The organism is Pantoea sp. JV6, from assembly GCF_025910055.1.
Lineage (GTDB): Bacteria > Pseudomonadota > Gammaproteobacteria > Enterobacterales > Enterobacteriaceae > Pantoea > Pantoea agglomerans.
This window is the reverse complement of the sequence record NZ_JAPCIM010000002.1, coordinates 485,416-505,065: the sequence shown is the minus strand read 5'-3', so window position 1 is coordinate 505,065 and position 19,650 is coordinate 485,416. Positions and strand designations below refer to the sequence as shown.

The following is a 19,650-nucleotide window of genomic DNA, read 5'->3' as shown; positions in this document are numbered from 1 at the left end:
CGGGGCCTTTGTTTAAAAAACGAGTCCAACACGCGCGTAAACGCTGAGGCGATCGGGCGCAAGATAATTGGGGTAGCTGACAGGGATACCCAGCGACAGCTGAGTGGAGACATGCGCGTTACGGGTGCCAAGTCCCAGCGAACTGCCCCACAGCGTGCCTGCTGCGTAGCGATCCTGTTTGTCGCTCTGGAGCCACCCGCCGTCCAGCGCCAGGGTGGTGCTGACCTCGCCGATTGCAGGCAGGGTAAACAGCGAGTAATTCAGTTCGTTACGCAGATAGCCGCCAACATCGCCGGAAAGGTATTGCTCCTTGTAGCCGCGAACCGAGTTCTCGCCACCAATCGTCAGGCGTTCGCTGCCATAAAGGCGATCCGGCGACCACTGAGCGTAAAAACTGCTGAGCCACCACATTTTCTGAGTGACTGGCCGCTGAAAGCTGCTGCTGACGCTCCATTTGCGGAATTCAGCTTTCGGAAAATCGTCGCTTTTACCCTTGTCGCTTTCCGCATCAAACCACGCCATCCCGCGGCTCAGCATCGGGTTCAGGGTGGCCACCCCACCTGCAATTTTTTGCGTATGGTTAAAACCGATCTGCAGACTGGTCAGTTTGCGGCTACTGCTTTCAAGCAGGGTCTCATTCAGCCAGTTATGGCTGACGTAATGGTTCAGACCAAGCTGAAGGCCGGTTTTGATTTGCCCGTTGCGGAACAGCACCCACGATCCGCTGAGGCGGTTAGAGATGTTGTCGCCGAAGCTATACCAGTCGAAACTATTGGCGCTAAAGCGGCTGTGATAGTTGCTCCAGCTATAGCTGTAATCCAGCAGCCCATAGCCATAAGGTACGCTGACACCCGCCTGGAAATTTTGCGCATCACGCCAGTCGCTGAAAGCGCTGCTGCGACCACCGCTGACAAACCAGCGATCGGCAACACCCAGCAGGTCGTTACCCACCAGCGAGCCGGAAAGCTGACCGACGCCGGTGCTTCGCTGGCCACTATTGTCCATATTCAGCCCCAGCGTCAGAGGAAACTCGGGGGTGCTGATCAGGTTAACAATGGAATAGCCCGGCTGAGTCGAGGGAATGATTTCAATCTGAACCGGCGAAGTACGAAGCCGGTTTATCTGCTCCATACCCTGTTCAATGTCGCGTAAATTTAAAATACGACCTGCACGGGTCGGAAACGCCATGTTCAGCTGACGTGCACTGGCACCCTGCAAATGAATCGCCTCAAGCTTTCCTTCCAGTACGGTGATATTTAACGTCCCGTGGGAAAGATTCTGTTCTGTCAGGAAGGCCCGGCTGGTGATATATCCACGCTGGACATACCACTCTGAAATAGCGCGTACCAGCTGATTAATACGGTCCAGACTCAGGCACTGATTGATATAGGGAGCGACAAGTCTCTTCTGTGTATCAGGCGTGATTAAGCTCGCCTGTTGCAGTGAAATCTGGTTGATTTCAAAACAGGGGCCGCTGGCTGGCGCCGATTCAGTTTTTTGCAGCTCAACCTGATGCGCCTGTGTTAATGCATCACGCTGCTGCTGATCCTGCTGCAACCGCTGCTGCTGCTGGTTTTGAATAACGTCAAGATCGCCCGGCGTGACCGGTGCAGCCATGACATTGCTGATAAACAAACTGGCTCCGAAAACCAGCCACTTCCCTGTTTCAGGCATTTTCATCGAAGGATTAACAACGCTTATTGTAAGTTTTATGTAAGCACAGGCGTGCAGATTACCACCTTAACAATCGGAAGTTCCTTATTGACTTAAAATAATGATGTGGTTTTACAAAAAGTAAAATTAGCGGTGATAAAACGTTTTCTAAGCCAAATTTGTAATGACTTAGCCACTTTCTTTGTGCAGAGCTCATTTATGAGTGTTAAGGGAATGGATGTAACGGCGTGCACTGATGAATATAGATCCGCGCCGGATTACTCATTCATATAACGGCGCTGGGGTATTAAGTGGGATAAAAAATAATGATATTACTGCTTTTCGTGGTGAAGCCTGCTGGCTGAAATGACTCGGGCACTACAGATGCAAAAAGGCCCGCAACGTAGCGGGCCTTAACCAGACAATATACAACAACCATTATTTTTCATGGTAGCGATGCACTGCCGGATAATATTCCAGTCCATACAGCTGGCTCAGCGGCAGCAGCAGTTCCACGTTAATATCATGCACACGTTCACTCGCCACAGGGCCGCTCAGCAGCTGTTCAAACCAGGCTATCAGTTTCTGTTTCATTTCAGGCTCTCCGCATCAGTTGATGTTCTGAGTTAACCCGCTTACACGCCCAATCTGAAGCAAAAATTTCTGCGCTGCTTATGCCGGAAATGGCATAAGCAGCCCCCATCTGTTTAGCCAGTGCCAGACACCGGCTGCTCAAAACGGTTACTGCGTTATCAACGTCACCCAGTTCGCGCCTTTACCAGCCGGGGCTTCAGCAACCCGTTTGAGTTCGCCGCTGGCGGGATCGATGGCGTAACTGCCAATCACCGCGCTCTTCTCCCCGCTGACGATCAGCCATTTACCCTGCGCATCAATCGCAATACTGCGCGGCTGTTTTTCAACCGGCCAGCTGCCGATAAGTGTTAACTCACCCGACTGTTTATCAACCCGGTAGCCGCTGACGGTGCCGGAGGTGCGCTCGGTCACATAGATAAATTGTCCGTCCGGGATGATTTTAATGTCTGCTGCCCAGATGCGCGGCGTGGGATCGCTGTAGCCCGCCGGGCGCTGCTCGCCATGCTGCAGGTTATATTTCTTCGCCACCGCATTCGGCCAGGTTTTCAGCTCCGTCAGCGACCCATCCGTCGCGCGACGGAACTGCGTAATGGTGCCGCTCATCTCCGCGAGGTTATAGAGAAAACGATTGTCGGGCGATATCACCGAATGTCGTGCGCCGCTGTTCTTCTCGCCCTGAACAAATCCGGTTCCCAGCGGCGTTATCGCGCCGTTATCCGCAAAGGCATATTGCAGCACGCGATCCGCGCCAAGGTTGCCGACGTAGAGGGAATGATTGCTGACGTCGGTGATCACCGAGTGGGCATGCGGCCCGGTTTTCACCTCGCCCGTGACCTGGGGTGTCACAACTCCTTTGTCATCAATCCGGTTGCTGGTGACGATATCGCTGTCATAGGAGGCAGCCAGCAGATAGCGCCCACTTTTGTCGGTGGTGATCCACGGAAAGCTGGCTGCAACCGGCGTCACCGCCAGTTTCTGCAAGTCACCGTGCGGACCCGAGACGCGCCAGCTGATGATCGAATAAGGCGGACTCCGCAGCGCACCATAGAGCCGTTTACCATCCGGGCTGGCCGCCAGCGGCATAATCTTTTTACCGGCAGGCGTATCGCCACGCCATTGCAGGCTGCCATTCGCCTCGCTGAGCTGATAGCGGGAAACGGTGCCGGATTCGGCATTGGAGACATAGACAAAGGTTGTCGCCCATAACGGGGCGCTACACAGCAGCGGCAGGAGTGCCAGCGCCGTTTTCAGACGGATCATAGGGTCACCTTGATAAGTAGTGTCTGCATCATTGCGCAGCAGGCATTACGCTAACCCTGTCTGAGAAGACTGGCTTTGTGCAACTGTCTGAAATTCGGTTCGAAAGTCTGGAGATGTGACGGAGATGTTATTTTTAATGGTGCTGAAAGAGGTATGACGCCTTTCCCCACGGCGGGGGAAAGGCGTTAACAACGCGCTAACCGGTTTTCGCGATCATTTTTCGATAGCGGTTGAGCCACTTGCCGCTGTTAAGTCGCCACCAGAAGAAGATGCCACGCACCGTCCAGTCGAGGAACATCCCCAGCCAGACGCCGGTGACGCCCATCCCCAGCATAATGCCGAGCACGTAACCGACCACCACGCGGGCGCACCACATGCTGAACATCGAAACATACATGGTGTAACGCGCGTCGCGTGCGCCCTTGAGGCCGGCGGGCAGCACCCAGGATGCGGCCCACAGTGGCATAAACAGCGCGTTGAGCCAGAGCAGATGCTTCGTCACATCAATGACCTCCGGATCGCTGGTATAGAACCGCGCCAGCAACCCGGCCAGTGGCACCGTCAGCAGCGCTATCGCGCTCAGACACAACGTCGCCAGCCAGAAGACATGCCGCACCTGACGCTCTGCCTGAAACACCTGATTTCTGCCCAGACGGGTGCCGGTAATAATGGTGGATGCAGAACCCAGCGCATTGCCCGGCAGGTTAATCAGCGACGCAACCGAGAACGCGATAAAGTTACCCGCAATCTCACTGGTGCCCATTCCTGCAACAAACACCTGTGTCAGCAGTTTGCCGCCGTTGAACAGCACCGACTCGATACTGGCAGGCACGCCTATACCTAAAACTTCCATCAGAATGCTGCTGTTCCAGCGCCGGAAATAGCTCGACAGCGTGATTTTCAGTGAGGCGTTAAAGCCGATCATCAGCACGTAAATCACCGCGATCGCCCCGATATAGCGGGTGATGGTCAGTCCGAGCCCGGCACCGATAAACCCTAAACCGTCCCACGAGAAGCAGCCATAAATCAGCACGCTACTGATGATGATGTTGAGGATGTTCATGCCGCCGTTAATCAGCATCGGAATCTTGGTATTACCTGCACCGCGCAGCGCCCCGCTGCCAATCAGGGTGATGGCGGCGGCCGGATAGCTCCAGGCGGAAGTCTGCAGATAGCTAAGCGCCAGCGCTTTGACTTTCGGATCGGCGGCACCGGCAATCGCATCGACGATCAGATGGCCCCAGAACTCAATGGCGATCACCAGCACAAAGGCGAGTATCGTCATCATGGCCAGCGACTGACGCGTGGCGGCGCGGGCGCGCTTGCCGTTGCGTTTTGCCAGGCTGAACGCCACCACCACCGTGGTACCGAGATCGATGGCAGCAAAGAACGAGATGATCACCATGTTGAAGCTGTCGGCCAGGCCGACGCCCGCCATCGCCTCTTTACCCAGCCAGCTGACCAGGAAGGTGCTCAGTACGCCCATCAATAGCACACAGGCGTTCTCGAAAAAGATAGGCACTGCTAATGGCGATATCTCACGCCAGTAGAGCGTGCGATACGAACGGCGTTTCGGGTACCACGCCGTGCGCTTGATCGCCTGCATCACTGCTACGCCGGGATTTTGCAAAGGATTACCAAATCAGAAGAGACTGGACAGGAGTTCTAATGATGATAGTGGGCAGGTAAATATGCAAAGTCTTTCCGGTGCAAATTAATCATGGTTACAAACTTTTTAATGCCGCCACGGCACAATCTGCCTCACTGCCCCGCCCGCTGTAGCAAACCTGATTATTTCCCTGACGTTATGATCGGTTGGCCATGCTTTGCTGCTGGCGGTTTTTCCGCCATCTCCTCATCGGTAACGCATTCAAACGTGGCGAACCACCCCTTCTGATAGTAAAGATTTTCTTACTGTTTTTCAGTGCAGCAGATCTTCACTTAAAACAGCACTGCTCAGAATTCCCGCTTCGCTGGCGCAAAAAAACGGCGATCACAGATTCTTCAACAATCTCCGCAACAAACCCGCTAAGCTTGGGGCAAATTGCGGAAAAAAATGGAAGGAGAAACCATGCCGACACTACGGAAAAACCTGACCAGCCAGCAGGCGCTGGATGAACTCGAACGCCTGTACGATGGCGCCGTTGATGCGCTACGTGAGGCGATTAAAGCCTTTACCGAAAACGGCACGCTGCCCGATGCCGCCGCTCGGGCGCAGGGACTATTTGTTTATCCGGAGCTGCGCATCACCTGGCGCGGCGACGGTCCGCAGCAGAACCGCACGCGTGCCTGGGGACGCTTCACCCACACCGGCAGTTACAGCACCACCATCACCCGCCCGGCATTGCTGCGCCACTATATTTCGGAACAGCTTCAGATGCTGGAGAAGGAGTATCAGCTGGAGATCGACGTGGGGCCCTCCAGCCAGGAGATCCCCTACCCTTACGTGATCGACGGTTCCGACCTGTCACTGGATCGCACCATGAGCGCCGGTATTGCGCGCCACTTCCCGACCACCGAGCTGTCACAGATTGGTGATGAGACAGCCGATGGCCTGTTCCATGCCGATGCAAAATCCCCTCTGTCGCACTTCGACGCGCTGCGAACCGACTTCTCGCTGGCCCGCCTGCGCCACTACACTGGCACCAGCGTAGAGCACTTCCAGCCGTTTGTGCTGTTCACCAACTACACCCGTTATGTTGATGAGTTTGTGCGCTGGGCGATCGAGCAGGTGCGCGATCCCAGTACCCCTTACGACAGCCTGGCCTGCGCGGGCGATGTGGTGCTGACCGCCGACACCGCTGACAGTGAATCGATGCTCTCGGATCTGGCGTGGAAGAAGCACCAGATGCCCGCCTGGCATCTCACCTCGCCGAATCGTCGCGGTATTACGCTGATTAATATTGGTGTTGGCCCGTCGAATGCCAAAACCATCTGCGATCATCTGGCGGTGATGCGTCCACATGCGTGGCTGATGATTGGTCACTGTGGCGGTCTGCGCGAGAGCCAGCGGATTGGTGATTATGTGCTGGCCCATGCCTATCTGCGCGACGATCACGTGCTGGACAGCGTGCTGCCGCCTGATATCCCGGTACCCAGCATTGCCGAAGTGCAGCGCGCGCTGTATGACGCCACCAAATCAGTGAGCGGCATGCCAGGCGAAGAGGTGAAGCAGCGGTTGCGTACCGGCACCGTGGTGACCACGGACGACCGCAACTGGGAACTGCGCTACTCCGCTTCGGCACTGCGCTTTAACCTGAGCCGTGCGGTGGCGGTCGATATGGAAAGCGCCACTATTGCCGCACAGGGTTATCGTTTCCGGGTGCCATATGGCACGCTGCTGTGCGTTTCAGACAAGCCGCTGCACGGTGAGATTAAGCTGCCCGGTCAGGCGAACCGTTTCTATGAAGGGGCAATTTCGGAGCATCTGCAGATTGGTATTCACGCTGTTGAGTTGCTGCGCGCCGAGGGCGACAAGCTGCATTCGCGTAAGTTGCGTACCTTTAATGAGCCGCCTTTCAGGTAAGCGTTTAACCGCCTGATGCGGAGAATAAGGCCGGTACTGCTGACAGGCAGTACCGGCCTCTTGCTTTGGAATTTAACCAACGCGCATGTCAGCGCCGGGACAATTTATACTTTAAAGGTCTCTACAATCAGCCTGAGAGACTGCGCTTGCTCAGAGAGTGACTGAGAAGCACTTGATGATTCTTCTACCAGAGCAGAGTTATTTTGCGTCACCCCATCCATCTGACTGACTGCAATACTCACCTGAGAAATCCCCTGCATCTGTTCAGCCGACGACAGCGCAATAGCATCCATGGATTCAGCCAGTTCATCCACTAAATGCACGACTTTGAGAATACTCAAACCCGTATCACTGGCAACAGTGACGCCGCATTCAACCTGTCCGACAGCCTGCTCTATTAACGCTTTAATATCTTTTGCGGCAGTCGCACTACGTTGTGCAAGCGTTCTGACTTCAGACGCGACCACAGCGAAGCCCCTTCCCGTCTCTCCCGCTCGTGCCGCTTCAACGGCTGCGTTCAGGGCAAGAATATTAGTCTGGAATGCGATGCTTTCGATGACGGCGGTGATATCTCTGACTTTAGACGCGCTTTTTGAAATATCACTCATCGTATCTGACATTCGTTTGACGTCCGTTTCCCCTCGTTTTGCAATCGAGGCGGTATCTCTCGCTGAGTTGGCTGTGTCCCTGGCAGTTTTGCTGTTATTTTGTACCGTAGCGGTGAGCTGTTCCATACTCGCAGCCGTTTCCTGCAAGGCAGCGGCCTGCTGTTCAGTGCGGGATGCAAGCTCATTGTTTCCTTCAGAAATCTCATTCGCAGAAAGGGCGACTGAAGAAGAGCCTGATTTAATTTCTGAAACGATATCCCGTAACCGAACCTGCATGCTGTTTAAAGAGGCCATGAGACTGAGAGTGTCATTTTTCTTCAAGCTAACCGGTGTGGTCAGATCCCCATTAGTGATCGCATTAGCAAGTTTCCGCGCTGTACTCGGTTCATCGCCAAGCTCGCTCATGAGTTTACGAATAAGATAGATGCTGGTGCCCGTGCCGAACAAAATAGCCGCAACTAAAAGCGTCACCAGGATGATGTAGGCTCTTTCGGTATTTTTCGCGTTTTGAATAACTGAGTCATCCGACTGCTTTGCCAGGATTTCACTCATCAGGGTAAGACCTTCAAGCAGCGGAACCTGTGCGGGCCTGACTTTTTCCAACAGATACTTAACGGTGATATCACTGTTTTTAGCCAGTGCCAGCGGAACGGTGTTACTGAAGGCATCCAGAGCATTTTTCTCGCTGTCACTGATCTTCGCAAAGGCTTTATATTCTTCCGTATCGCCAGACTGGCTGATCATCGTATTCAGTTGATCCCTGCTGGCTGCAAATTTAGCCTTCAGTTTAACCAGACGATCAGACTGCTCCTGGATAAGAGCCTGATCTGAAAAGAGTGATAAATTCCTGACGGTTATCGCCATATCGCGCTGCGCCAGGGTAAGTTCATTGATTAATTTTGTTTTTTTCATATCACCCTGAACAACTGACTCAAGCGTGCTTTTAGCCTGATATAAAGAGTGAATAGCGACAACGATACATATGGAGAAAAAGATGATTAACGTGCCAAATCCGGAACCGAGGCGCGTAGAGATTTTCATTAACATTCCTTGAAGGGGGGCGGCGATATAGATCTATCGGCATCTCTTTTTTTAACTTCAATGAATATTTATCACATAAATAATATTAACCAGAATTAATGGCACCGCTGCAAAGCATCACAAAAACTCATAAATTTGTCAGGCTTTGATGCTTTCCAGTTCAACCAGAAATCGTTTTTTGTTCGTTATAAACAATCAGAAACCTTATGCTTACCGTTGTCTTAACTTATTACTGCGTTACGCTACACTGGTTTGCATCTCATAAAAATTTCATTTAACCCTTGCAGGCGCGGCTTTTAAGGCTGCTACAACCTGGATGCTTTTCGCATGCAAAAAACACCGAAATAAAAATCAGGAATACATAAATTATAATTATAAATAACGTCAGGAACTTCTGTAGATCACTTTAAACGCGGGCCGGTTCTGTGACGTCTCGCAGGATATGAATGCTTTATTAGTACGATGAATATGGCAGAACAGACCGGCATAAGGATGCTTCAGCCCGGCCGTAGCAATCCAGCCTTCAGGCAGAAAACGCGCTGAGTGCGTTGATGAGCGTGCCCGTCTGCACGATAGCCCTGGTCTGATATGCATCACGAATAAACTCTCCATCATCAGCCCTTGATACGAACGGATAGCCCGGGCAATCGCAGAGAGAAATAGATTTGCCTGACTCGCGCATCAGCTGCAGTAACAGATGAAATTAAAAGCCGTAACATAACTGAAGCATATTGCAGACGAAATATAAAAACATACACAGCAACAAAAAACATCATTATTGAGCTTGTCACTCCATAATTGCTGTGCAATATAAATAACAGCAGACTGTAGAAGCTATTTCTTAAAATTAGTGCCACATTCTGGCAATGCATTCCCGCCTTTCACATAAAAATTAAATAAAGGACGCATAAAGAAACTCCAAAACGTAGGAAGACTGACAAGAATTATTTGAGGAAAATTAACATACCTTTGGCAGCGCAGATAATAAATTTAATTACTCACTTAAAGAGGATTCATTGTGAAAGTTAAAAATATGACTGTGTTAGCGAGTATGGTTTTATTCTACTCCGCTCAGGGTATGGCCAGACAATTTGATATCAGTGCAGCAAACATTGACGTCAATACCTCTAAATCTTCCTTCATTCTTACTGGTGCGGGAGGTGCCGGCGGCGCAGGTGGCGCGGGGGGTGCAGGAGGAGCGTTAGGCGGGCAAGGTGGTGCCGGAGGTGTTGGCGGCGCCGGAGGTGCTGGCGGAAGTGATGGTAATGGCGCCGCTAACGCCAGCCAGAATGGTAATAATTCCAATAATGATAACGGCAGTAAAAACGGCAACGGTTCTGATCAGGGTAATAACAGTAATAACGGCACCGGGAATGCTAACGGGAGTGGTGACGGTAACGGAAATGATGCAGGCAACGGCGGTGGTAATGGAGGAGGTGATGGTGGCGGTGATGGTGATGGCGGTGGTGATGGCGGCGGTGATGGCGGCGGAGACTGATAGTCTGGCATCCATTAACTAAAAAGCTCCTGTTTGTAACCGTTATAGCAGGAGCATTATCACTTTAGCACAGGAACAGCACATGAAACTTACCAGAAGTTACCCATTATTTTTAGCCACCGTACTAACAGTGGCATGTCCGTTTTACTCCCTGGCTCAGACTGCCAGCGACATGAATACTTCATCCTCAAATACCTCCCTCCAGCCCTCAGCAGGTAAAGACGGACAACAAGGCAATGGTGAAAACGGAGGCGCGGGAGGCAAAGGAGGCGTTCCGGGAGAAGGTACTAACGGAGGAAAAGGAGGTAATGGCGGCAATGGCGGCAATAGTGGCAATAGTGGGAGTGCCGATAATCCCGATACATCAAGTAAAAGCGGTGCGGGCGGCGCAGGTGGTGCAGGCGGTGCGGGTGGCGCAGGCGGTGCGGGCGGTGCAGGCGGTGCAGGCGGTGCGGGCGGTGCAGGCGGTGCGGGTGGTGCGGGTGGTGCGGGTGGTAACGGAGGGACCGGTGGAGAAAGTTTTCTGAAAAGGATTTTCAAATGAAAACAATCCCTTTGTTAGCTTCGCTAATCATCATTCCGTATGCGCATGCTGAGTACAAAACGGATATGTTGAGTTCACACCATAATGTCATTCTCATTGATGCTGCTGCAGGTTCTGATGGCGGACCGGGTCAGAACGGCGGTGCCGGGGCCAATGGCGGTCCGGGTGAAAATGGAGGACGAGGGGGAAACGGAGGTATCGGCGGAAATGGAGGGCCAGGAGGAAATGGTGGTGCCGGAGCCAATGGCGGTGATGGCGGAAATGGCGGCCTGGGAGGAAACGGTGGAAATGGCGGGAACGGAGGTGCTGGACAGAATGGCCAGGCCGGAGGCAATGGCGGGAATGGAGGAAGCGGCAGTATGGGGGGAGATGGCGGAAACGGTGGAAATGGAGGGGATGGCAGCAATGGTAGTGCTGGTGGCGCAGGGGGGAACGGAGGGAATGGTGGCAGCACGGGAGGTGACGGCGGTGCGGGAGGTAACGGTGGTGACGGGGGAGATGGCGGCGACTAAATTTAACCACGCCTTAATATCTCTTCTCTCCTGGCAGCCGGCTTATTAAACAGGCCAGAACAGCAATTATCACGGGTTTATTCACAGCTAAAACAGGCATTTTAATAACTCTGATTTAGCGTAAGAAAACTTTCCGTCAGCTCCGTCAGCTCAACATTAAAATCAGCTTACCTGAACTAACTAAAACGCTCAGAGATCCTTTCAACGCTGAGTATGTGTGAAACCCCTCTTGTTTTGCCATCAGGGAAAGTCAGCTTAGAGCTGGCGTACAGTGGAGCCCCGGATTTTTGATAGCCATGATGTGAGAAATAATGGAATTAAATACACCGCTGAAATGGAGTAACGAGTAACAACAAACGCCACAAGTGAAATGCTTTTATAATTTAAACGCACAAACGAGAACAGCCGCGAATAACGACAACTCCGCCATATGCTCTCTATTGCAATGTTTAGCAGTGTATCAGACACCGCCAACCCCATAGCCCGACAGACGATACCCGCTCAGTGTTAACGTGCTGCTAAGTGATCTGAAACTCCCGAACGCCTGGCGGGCGTAACCCTCTCAGCGCTAACGCGCGGCTAAGTGAACTAAGACGCCCCATCGCCTTGCAGGCGAAACCGCTCAGTGCAAGCCCGCGGCAAAGCGAAACCTTATGTATCTTTCCCCGCTTTCAGCGGCCTGAGCCCAGCCAGTCCGGGTGACAAACCCACCGGCAGGGGTTTGCCAGAGGCGTCCGGAGCGCTGAGGAACAACCGGAAGCCGGGAGCCGACAGGACGTCGGCGAAAGGACGGCATGAGCCAGGGATGGCGAGTCCGGACGGTCCGTCGGCCGCAGGGCGTGACGAAGGTACCCCGCACAGCGGGGCGCGCAGGCAGCCGGACGCCGGGATTGTTAAGGGGCGGGCGTCCGCCCCTTAACGCGTCCGCCTGCACGGGCAACCTGAAACTCCTCATCGCCTGGCGGGCGTAACCCTCTCAGCGCTAACGCGCGGCTAAGTGATCTAAAACGTTCCATCGCCTGGCAGGCGAAACCCGCTCAGTGTCAGCCTGCTACAAAGCGAAACCTTATGAATCTTTCCCCGCTTTCAGTAACTTGAGCCCCGCCCATCCGGGTAACAAACCCACCGGCAGGGGTTTGCCAGAGGCGTCCGCAGCGCTGAGGAACAACCAGAGGCAAGGATGAGCCGACAGGACGTCGGCGAAAGGACGGCACGAGCCAGGGATGGCGAGTCCGGACGGTCCGTCGGCCGCAGGGCGTGACGAAGGCACCCCGCACAGCGGGGCGCGCAGGCAGCCGGACGCCGGGATTGTTAAGGGGCGGGCGTCCGCCCCTTGACCCGTCCGCCTGCACGGGCAACCTGAAACTCCCGAACGCCTGGCGGGCGAAACCCGCTCAGTGCTTACGCGCGGCTAAGTGATCTGAAACGCTCCATCGCCCAGGCGGGCGTAACCTGCTCATAGCAAGCCCGCTGCCAGGCGAAACTTACTCAGTGTGCCAGCCCGCAGCCAGGCGAAACCCGCTCATAGCCAGCCTGCTGCACAGCGAAATCCGCCCGCTGCTAAGCGACCTTCCCTGCCGCCAGGCAACAACTAAGCACTCAACCATCCCAGCTTAATCACAAACAGAATCGACAGGATCACCAGCGCCGCATTCACCTCTTTCGCGCGTCCGCTCAACAGCTTCACCAGCGTCCAGGTAATAAAACCAAACGCGATACCGTTGGCGATCGAATAGGTCAGCGGCATGGTCAGCGCGGTCACGGTGACTGGCGCGGCGGTGGTGATATCTTTCCAGTCAATCTCTGCCAGACCCGATGCCATCAGCACCGCCACAAAGAGCAACGCAGGCGCGGTGGCATAAACCGGAACACTGGAGGCCAGCGGCGAGAAAAACAGGGCCAGCAGGAACAGCACGGCGACCACAATCGCGGTCAGGCCGGTACGGCCACCGGCACTCACGCCCGCCGCCGATTCCACATAACTGGTAGTGGTCGAGGTGCCGAGCAGCGAACCAAACAGCGCAGCCGCACTGTCAGCAATCAGCGCACGGCCCATCTTCGGCACGTTACCCTGCTCATCCGCCAGACCGGCGCGTTTGGTCACACCCAGCAGCGTGCCCGTGTTATCAAACACATCAACAAACAGGAAGGCAAAAATCACGCTGATCAGGCCGACGTTAAACGCGCCGGCAATATCCAGCTGCATAAAGGTCGGTGCAATCGACGGCGGTGCAGAGAAGACCCCGGCAAAGGGCGACAGACCAATGCCCATGGAGATAAAGGTCACCAGCAGAATACCGATCAGCACTGCGCCCGTCACCCGACGCGCTTCCAGTACCACGATAACCACAAAGCCGAGCATCGCCAGCAGCGGACCCGGTTTAGTCAGATCGCCAATGCCCACCAGCGTCGCCGGGTTATCGACCACAATGCCCGCCCCTTCCAGCGCAATCAGCGCCAGAAAAAGCCCGATACCGGCACCAATCCCGGCGCGCAGCGGCAGCGGAATACTGGCAATAATCCATTCACGAATCTTAAATAGCGACATCGCGAAGAAAATCACCGCCGAGAGAAACACCGCACCCAGCGCAATCTGCCACGTGTAGCCCATGTGCAGCACAACGGTGTAGGTGAAGAAGGCGTTCAGTCCCATACCCGGCGCCAGCGCAATCGGATAGTTGGCGATCAGCCCCATCAGCACGCAGCCAATCGCCGCCGCCAGACAGGTGGCAACAAATACCGCGCCCTTGTCCATGCCGGTCGCGCCCAGAATGCTTGGGTTCACAAACAGAATATAAGCCATCGCCAGGAAGGTGGTGATCCCGGCGATAATCTCAGTACGAACCGTCGTGTTATGCGCTTTGAGTTTGAATAGTTTTTCTAACATCATCATCTCTCGATACAGGAGACATCAGTCTCACTTGCCAAAGGGGTTTGCATGCTGATTATTCTGTTTCCGGGACACTGATGCTGGCCGCTGCATACTTGCGTGCCAGAATCGCCTGAAATCCCTGACTTACCCACTGCCCAAAGCAATTGCCATGCCATCTACCGACGCAATCGATTACCTGGCAGAGCCGGGTACGGCTAAGAGAATTCCGAACCAAAACGAGGCGCGATTATGGTGCAATGCACCGATGCCGCGCAATCGTTTTCCTGCGGCAAACGGCGAGCCCCGAAAAACTCTGCGCCAGCGCACGCTTCCGCACTCTCACAGGCGAAGCTGGTCACGTTTCAGCACGCTGCCTCAGCAAGCTTTTCTGGCCTGTGTAGACTCCTGAATTAACTCTTTCGTAACATTGAGGCCGCGCAATGAAGCCAGCAATTTTGGTGGTGGATGATGATCCTGCAGTCTGCGACGTCTTGCAGGATGCGTTAAGTGAACATCTGTTAACGGCCTACCGCTGTCATCAGGGACGCGAGGCGCTATCGATGCTAAGCGAACACCCGGAAATCTCGCTGGTGATGCTGGATATGATGCTGCCCGATACCAACGGGCTACTGGTGTTGCAGCAGCTTCAGCGTCAGCGACCCGAAGTGCTGGTGATTATGCTGACCGGTATGGGTTCTGAAGCGGAGATGGTGGTGGGCCTTGAGATGGGCGCAGATGATTACATCGCCAAACCCTTTAATCCACGCGTGGTAGTAGCGAGAACCCGGGCGGCCCTGCGTCGCAGCGGACGCATTGCCCAGGCCGACCCTGAACAGGAGGGCTGGCGTTTTGGCGGCTGGCAACTGGATGATGGCCGCTGCCAGCTGTTTAATCCGCAGCGCGAGCTGGTGCCGCTGACCCAGGGGGAATATAGCCTGTTACGCGCGCTGGTTCGCCACGCCCGAAAAGTGCTTACCCGCGATCAGTTGCTGGAGCTGACCCATAGCGAAAGTCTCGACGTGTTTGATCGCACCATCGACGTGCTGATCATGCGGTTGCGCCGTAAAATCGAAATCAATCCGCACCAGCCCAACCTGATCCGCACCATTCGCGGACTGGGTTATGTCTTTTCGGCCGATGTGGTGAAACCCGATTCAACAACGCGTGCCAGTCAGATTGCCTGATTACGCCTGCCGCGCTCAGGATAGCCAGTGCGCGTAATCGTTGCACAGCAGCCAGCGCGGCGCTTCATCTTCCTCCAGTGGGTTGAAACGAGCCAGCGGCGTCAGAAACACATTGTCGTTTTCATCATCGTTGGGCATCGACACCTCGCCCACCAGCACGTCGCCGAAGCCACTTTCCCCCCAGAAACTGTGCCAGATGCCCGCCTCCAGCGTCACGCTTTCACCCGGTGAGAGCCGCAGCTGTGAACCGGCGGCATGGGTCTGGCGCAGGCCATCCAGCGACACCGCCACCAGCGAGTCAGCCAGCCCGTCACCGTCGCGGTTATGCAGTTCGACAATCAGATTCCCGCCGCCGCGATTAATGATGTCTTCCATCTTGTGCGGATGGTAGTGCATGGGCGTCTGCTGCCCTTCCCGCACGTGCATTATTTTCTCGGCGTAGGGTTTATGCCACGGCTGCCCGCCTGGTGAACCGTTGCGCAGAGTAAACAGCGTCAGCCCGGTCTGCAGAAAATCAGCTGCGCCAAAACTGGTGAGATCCCAGCCCAGCCGCAACGCCAGAATCTCCTGCGCGACCTCACGATCCTGAGCCCGCCACTGGCTCACATCGAAATCGGCCCACGGCGGCAGATGCACATCCTGCTGTCGGAAAAACTCGCGCGTATGTTGCAGGTAATAATTAACCTCTGAACGTTGCATGGTGGCCTCCTGAGAGCGGCACCCTAAAGGTGCCGCACTAAAGCTTATTTCACCGTCCAGCCCTGATAGCTGCCGATATTATTACGATCGATCAGTTTCACCGGGATCAGCACCGGCTTATCTGGTGCCGGTTTGCCCTGCAGAATGTCATAACCAATCTCGACCGCTTTGGCGGCCATGACCTGTGGATCCTGCGCAGGCGTCGCGACGAACAGTGAATTCTTGCGCTTGAGCGCCTCTTCACCGTCCGGCGAGCCATCAACGCCAACGATAAAGAACTCACTGCGCTGCGCCTGTTTCGCCGCTAAGTCTGCGCCAATCGCTGTCGGGTCATTGATGGCAAACACCGCATCAATTTTTGGATTGGCAGAAAGCAGACCGGTCATGACTTCCAGTCCGCCTTCACGACTGCCTTTGGCGTTCTGGTTGTAAGAGAGCAGCTTGATGTCAGGATGGGTTTTCAGTTCGGTCATGCAGCCTTCAACGCGGTTCTGCACCGCAGAGACCGGTGGTCCGTTGATGATCACCACGTTACCTTTGTTCTTCAGGCGGTCAGCAATATATTTACAGGCCATCGCGCCCGCCTCGGTGTTATCGGAGGTGATGGTCGCATTCGCGCCATCGGCCGCCACGTCGACCGCCACCACTACGATACCGGCATCACGCGCCCGCTTCACCGCCGGAGCGATCCCTTTGGAGTCGGCGGCGTTGAGAATAATCATGTCGACTTTGGCCGCAATAAAGTTATCAATCTGGCCCACCTGCTGACCGAGATCGTAGCCGCTGGAGACCAGCGTCACATTCACCTTATCGCCCGCCAGCTGACGCGCCTTCATCTCTGCGCCTTTGGTGATCTGCACGAAGAAGGGGTTTGCCAGATCGCCGACCGTTACGCCGATAGATTTGAGTTCTTTTGCCTGAGCCAGGCCGGTACTGAACAGCGTCGCCGCCAGCAGCCCGGTTACAATCGGATTAAAACGCATAGACCTTCTCCTGCTGTTTTCAAGGTGCCAACCACTTAATGGCGTTTTTTAGATGGCGGAGGTGTAATGGCACATCCGCCCTTTTAAGACTCAACTCACATGATGACGGGTACGGTATTTGTCGATCAGCACCGCGATGATGATGACCGCGCCCTTGATCACCAGCTGCCAGAAATAGGAGACCCCCATCAGCGTCATGCCGTTATTCAGCGTGGCGATAATCAGTGCGCCAATCAGGGTGCCGGTGATGGTGCCGATGCCGCCGACAAAGCTGGTGCCGCCGAGGATCACCGCCGCAATCGCATCCAGCTCATAGCCAACCCCAAGGTTGCCGTTGGCGCTGTAAAGCCGCGAGGCACTCATCAGACCGCCCAGCCCCGACAGCAGGCCGCTCATGCCGTAGACAAACAGCAGCACCATTCCGACCTTGATACCGGTGAGACGCGCCGCCTGGATATTGCCGCCGACCGCGTAGATATGTACGCCCAGCGTGGTGCGGCGCAGGATGAACCAGCAGATGGCGATCACCGCAAAGGCAATCACAATCAGCCACGGCACCGGCCCGAGATAGCCGTTGCCGATCCACTCAAAGTTAATATCGGAATTGATTACTGTGGTGCCATCCGCCAGCAGGTAAGCGGCTCCGCGCAGCGCGGTGTAGGTGCCAAGCGTGACGATAAAGGGCGGCAATCCGGCCCAGGCGACCAGGATGCCGTTGAACAGCCCCATCACCAGGCCTGCGCCCAGCGCCATCGGAATGGTCATGGAAGCCAGCATTGGATCCAGTGATGCTACCAGCGCCACCACCGCGGTGGTCCCCAGCATTGACCCCACCGACAGGTCGATGCCGCCGGTGAGGATCACAAAGGTCATGCCCGCCGCCAGCACGATGTTAATCGACGCCTGACGGGTGATGTTGAGCAGGTTTGCTTCAGTAAAGAAGTTCGGCGTGACAAAACCAAATACCGCCACGATCAGGATCAGAATCGGCAGGATACCCACCGTTTGCAGCAGATCGCCCATCAGGGCGCGTTTCAGCGTCGGTGCTTTGGTGCGGGCCAGTTGTGTCATGGTGGTCTCCTTAGATTTCGCCTGCTGACGCGCTATGCGCACCGGTTGCCAGCGTCATAATATTTTCCTGACTGATGTGGCTGCCCTCCAGCTCACCGACGATGGTGCCTTCGTGCATCACGTAAACGCGGTCGCTCATCCCGACCACTTCCGGCAGTTCGCTGGAGATCATCAGAATCGCCACACCCTGCCGCGCCATCTCCTGCATCATGCGGTAGATCTCGCTTTTCGCCCCGACATCGACGCCGCGCGTCGGTTCATCGAGGATCAGGATGCGGGGGCCAATCGCCACCCAGCGCGAAATCAGCAGCTTCTGCTGGTTACCGCCCGACAGACCGCCCGCCCGGACCTGAGCGTGAGGAACGCGAATATTGAGTGAAGCGATCGCCTCACTGGCGATGGTCTGCCCTTTGCGGCGGTTCAGCATCCCGTAACTGGCGTCACGTTCCAGCGTCGCCATCACGATGTTCTCCTGCGCCGCCATCTCCAGAAACAGTCCCTGCTCTTTGCGGTTTTCGGTGAGGAAACCGATGCCGCGTGCAATTGCATCGCGCGGTGAATGGATGGTGACCTTCTCGCCATCGATCCAGATCTCGCCCTCTTTCGGCTTGTGCACGCCAAAAATCAGCTGTGCCAGTTCGCTGCGGCCTGCGCCCACCAGCCCGGCCAGCCCGACAATCTCTCCGGCCCGCACTTCAAGACTGCTGGGATGCACTTTGCCGCCGTCGGTAAGGTGATTAACCGCCAGCCGGATATCACCCAGCGGGATAGCACGGTCTTTGTTAAACAGGTCGCTGAGCGGCCGTCCGACCATCATCCGCACCAGTTCGCTGGCGTTGAGCTGGTCACGGGTCAGGCTGCCCACATACTCCCCGTCGCGCAGCACACTGACGCGATCGGACAGCTCATACACCTCCGCCATGCGGTGGCTGATATAGATGATCGCCATGCCTTCGCTGCGCAGCCGTTTGATCAGCGCGAACAGCTGTTCGGTTTCGCGGTTGGAGAGCGCGGCGGTCGGCTCATCCATCACCAGAATGCGGCTGTTGCGCTGCAGCGCGCGGGCGATCTCCACCTGCTGCTGCTCGGCGATGCTCAGACGGCTGACCAGATCCCAGGCGCTGAACTGCGCGCCGAGCCGGTCAATGACCCGCTGCGCCTCTTCGGCCATCTGCCGCCGCCTGACCAGCCCGGCGGGCGCGATTTCGCTGCCGAGAAAAATGTTCTCCGCCACCGTCAGGTTGGGTGCCAGGTTGATCTCCTGATAAATCAGGGTGATCCCGGCGGCCAGTGCCTCTTTCGGCCCTTTCAGCGCCCAGGGCTTGCCTTCAATTAAAATTTCCCCGCTGCTGGCGGTATAGGCACCGGCCAGAATCTTCATCAGTGTGCTTTTACCCGCGCCGTTCTCCCCCATCAGCGCGTGGACCTCACCGGGGTAAACCGTGAGATCGACGCCCTTCAGGGCATAAAAGCTGCCGAAGCGCCGGGTAATTCCCCGCATTTCCAGTATCGGTGTGGCTGTCATCGCCTCGCTCCTGCGGACTGTGGATAGCCGTCAGTAAAGCAACGTCAGATAAACGGAAAATGTCAGCGCCCGTTCATATT

15 protein-coding genes are annotated in these 19,650 nt (G+C 55.4%); 4 read left to right on the top strand and 11 right to left on the bottom strand.

Annotated elements, in window-relative coordinates; translation table 11 throughout:
• Nucleotides 1-12 precede the first annotated feature (12 nt).
• The 4 genes from OK412_RS02905 to OK412_RS02890 form a co-directional block, all read right to left on the bottom strand.
• Nucleotides 13-1,680, bottom strand: a complete 1,668-nt coding sequence (locus OK412_RS02905) for a ShlB/FhaC/HecB family hemolysin secretion/activation protein (RefSeq protein ID WP_264352665.1) — start codon at nt 1,678-1,680, stop codon at nt 13-15.
• Nucleotides 1,681-2,091: 411 nt separating this feature from the next.
• Nucleotides 2,092-2,247: a hypothetical protein gene (locus OK412_RS02900; RefSeq protein WP_010670871.1), complete on the bottom strand. Its 156-nt coding sequence runs from the start codon at nt 2,245-2,247 to the stop codon at nt 2,092-2,094.
• A gap of 147 nt (nt 2,248-2,394) precedes the next feature.
• A complete protein-coding gene (locus OK412_RS02895) occupies nt 2,395-3,507 on the bottom strand; it encodes a lactonase family protein (protein WP_033778932.1) in 1,113 nt (370 codons plus the stop codon).
• A gap of 196 nt (nt 3,508-3,703) precedes the next feature.
• Nucleotides 3,704-5,113 (bottom strand): EmmdR/YeeO family multidrug/toxin efflux MATE transporter, encoded by a 1,410-nt coding sequence (locus tag OK412_RS02890; protein ID WP_010247740.1) that lies wholly within the window; start codon nt 5,111-5,113, stop codon nt 3,704-3,706.
• A 465-nt stretch (nt 5,114-5,578) separates the two neighbouring features.
• Between OK412_RS02890 and OK412_RS02885 the strand changes: the two genes are divergently transcribed.
• On the top strand, nt 5,579-7,033 hold the full coding sequence (locus tag OK412_RS02885) for an AMP nucleosidase (protein WP_031591057.1): 1,455 nt from the start codon (nt 5,579-5,581) through the stop codon (nt 7,031-7,033).
• A gap of 104 nt (nt 7,034-7,137) precedes the next feature.
• Here the strand turns inward: OK412_RS02885 and OK412_RS02880 are convergent, their stop codons facing one another.
• Both OK412_RS02880 and OK412_RS02875 read right to left on the bottom strand, forming a co-directional pair.
• A complete protein-coding gene (locus OK412_RS02880) occupies nt 7,138-8,682 on the bottom strand; it encodes a methyl-accepting chemotaxis protein (RefSeq protein ID WP_033772080.1) in 1,545 nt (514 codons plus the stop codon).
• Nucleotides 8,683-9,883: 1,201 nt separating this feature from the next.
• Nucleotides 9,884-10,195, bottom strand: a complete 312-nt coding sequence (locus OK412_RS02875) for a hypothetical protein (RefSeq protein WP_264352664.1) — start codon at nt 10,193-10,195, stop codon at nt 9,884-9,886.
• Nucleotides 10,196-10,488: 293 nt separating this feature from the next.
• Here OK412_RS02875 and OK412_RS02870 point away from each other — a divergent pair, with 293 nt between their 5' ends.
• Together OK412_RS02870 and OK412_RS02865 are read left to right on the top strand one after the other, a co-directional pair.
• Nucleotides 10,489-10,707, top strand: coding sequence for a hypothetical protein (locus OK412_RS02870; RefSeq protein ID WP_264352663.1), 219 nt, complete (start codon nt 10,489-10,491; stop codon nt 10,705-10,707).
• Between the two features lie 224 nt (nt 10,708-10,931).
• A complete protein-coding gene (locus tag OK412_RS02865) occupies nt 10,932-11,285 on the top strand; it encodes a hypothetical protein (protein ID WP_264352662.1) in 354 nt (117 codons plus the stop codon).
• Nucleotides 11,286-12,827: 1,542 nt separating this feature from the next.
• Here the strand turns inward: OK412_RS02865 and OK412_RS02860 are convergent.
• On the bottom strand, nt 12,828-14,126 hold the full coding sequence (locus OK412_RS02860) for an NCS2 family permease (RefSeq protein ID WP_212685931.1): 1,299 nt from the start codon (nt 14,124-14,126) through the stop codon (nt 12,828-12,830).
• Between the two features lie 422 nt (nt 14,127-14,548).
• On the opposite strand from OK412_RS02860, the gene OK412_RS02855 reads away from it, so the two are divergent.
• Nucleotides 14,549-15,292 carry a response regulator gene (locus tag OK412_RS02855; RefSeq protein WP_264352661.1) on the top strand — a complete coding sequence of 248 codons (744 nt, stop codon included), beginning with the start codon at nt 14,549-14,551 and terminating at the stop codon, nt 15,290-15,292.
• A 15-nt stretch (nt 15,293-15,307) separates the two neighbouring features.
• Here OK412_RS02855 and OK412_RS02850 read toward each other — a convergent pair whose 3' ends face one another.
• The 4 genes from OK412_RS02850 to OK412_RS02835 form a co-directional block, all read right to left on the bottom strand.
• Nucleotides 15,308-15,991, bottom strand: coding sequence for a D-lyxose/D-mannose family sugar isomerase (locus OK412_RS02850; protein ID WP_045140228.1), 684 nt, complete (start codon nt 15,989-15,991; stop codon nt 15,308-15,310).
• A gap of 44 nt (nt 15,992-16,035) precedes the next feature.
• Nucleotides 16,036-16,974, bottom strand: a complete 939-nt coding sequence (locus OK412_RS02845) for an ABC transporter substrate-binding protein (RefSeq protein ID WP_010247755.1) — start codon at nt 16,972-16,974, stop codon at nt 16,036-16,038.
• A gap of 90 nt (nt 16,975-17,064) precedes the next feature.
• Entirely contained in the window at nt 17,065-18,045 is a 981-nt protein-coding gene (locus OK412_RS02840; protein ID WP_010670880.1) for an ABC transporter permease subunit, read from the bottom strand.
• Between the two features lie 10 nt (nt 18,046-18,055).
• Nucleotides 18,056-19,570, bottom strand: a complete 1,515-nt coding sequence (locus OK412_RS02835) for a sugar ABC transporter ATP-binding protein (RefSeq protein WP_264352660.1) — start codon at nt 19,568-19,570, stop codon at nt 18,056-18,058.
• Nucleotides 19,571-19,650 lie beyond the last annotated feature (80 nt).

Excerpts from the sequence above, each read along its gene's own strand:
- OK412_RS02905 (WP_264352665.1), bottom strand. The coding sequence starts at position 1,680 with ATGAAAATGCCTGAAACAGGGAAGTGGCTGGTTTTCGGAGCCAGTTTG.
- OK412_RS02900 (WP_010670871.1), bottom strand. The coding sequence starts at position 2,247 with ATGAAACAGAAACTGATAGCCTGGTTTGAACAGCTGCTGAGCGGCCCT.
- OK412_RS02895 (WP_033778932.1), bottom strand. The coding sequence starts at position 3,507 with ATGATCCGTCTGAAAACGGCGCTGGCACTCCTGCCGCTGCTGTGTAGC.
- OK412_RS02890 (WP_010247740.1), bottom strand. The coding sequence starts at position 5,113 with ATGCAGGCGATCAAGCGCACGGCGTGGTACCCGAAACGCCGTTCGTAT.
- OK412_RS02885 (WP_031591057.1), top strand. The coding sequence starts at position 5,579 with ATGCCGACACTACGGAAAAACCTGACCAGCCAGCAGGCGCTGGATGAA.
- OK412_RS02880 (WP_033772080.1), bottom strand. The coding sequence starts at position 8,682 with ATGAAAATCTCTACGCGCCTCGGTTCCGGATTTGGCACGTTAATCATC.
- OK412_RS02875 (WP_264352664.1), bottom strand. The coding sequence starts at position 10,195 with ATGGATGCCAGACTATCAGTCTCCGCCGCCATCACCGCCGCCATCACC.
- OK412_RS02870 (WP_264352663.1), top strand. The coding sequence starts at position 10,489 with ATGGCGGCAATGGCGGCAATAGTGGCAATAGTGGGAGTGCCGATAATC.
- OK412_RS02865 (WP_264352662.1), top strand. The coding sequence starts at position 10,932 with ATGGAGGGCCAGGAGGAAATGGTGGTGCCGGAGCCAATGGCGGTGATG.
- OK412_RS02860 (WP_212685931.1), bottom strand. The coding sequence starts at position 14,126 with ATGATGTTAGAAAAACTATTCAAACTCAAAGCGCATAACACGACGGTT.
- OK412_RS02855 (WP_264352661.1), top strand. The coding sequence starts at position 14,549 with ATGAAGCCAGCAATTTTGGTGGTGGATGATGATCCTGCAGTCTGCGAC.
- OK412_RS02850 (WP_045140228.1), bottom strand. The coding sequence starts at position 15,991 with ATGCAACGTTCAGAGGTTAATTATTACCTGCAACATACGCGCGAGTTT.
- OK412_RS02845 (WP_010247755.1), bottom strand. The coding sequence starts at position 16,974 with ATGCGTTTTAATCCGATTGTAACCGGGCTGCTGGCGGCGACGCTGTTC.
- OK412_RS02840 (WP_010670880.1), bottom strand. The coding sequence starts at position 18,045 with ATGACACAACTGGCCCGCACCAAAGCACCGACGCTGAAACGCGCCCTG.
- OK412_RS02835 (WP_264352660.1), bottom strand. The coding sequence starts at position 19,570 with ATGACAGCCACACCGATACTGGAAATGCGGGGAATTACCCGGCGCTTC.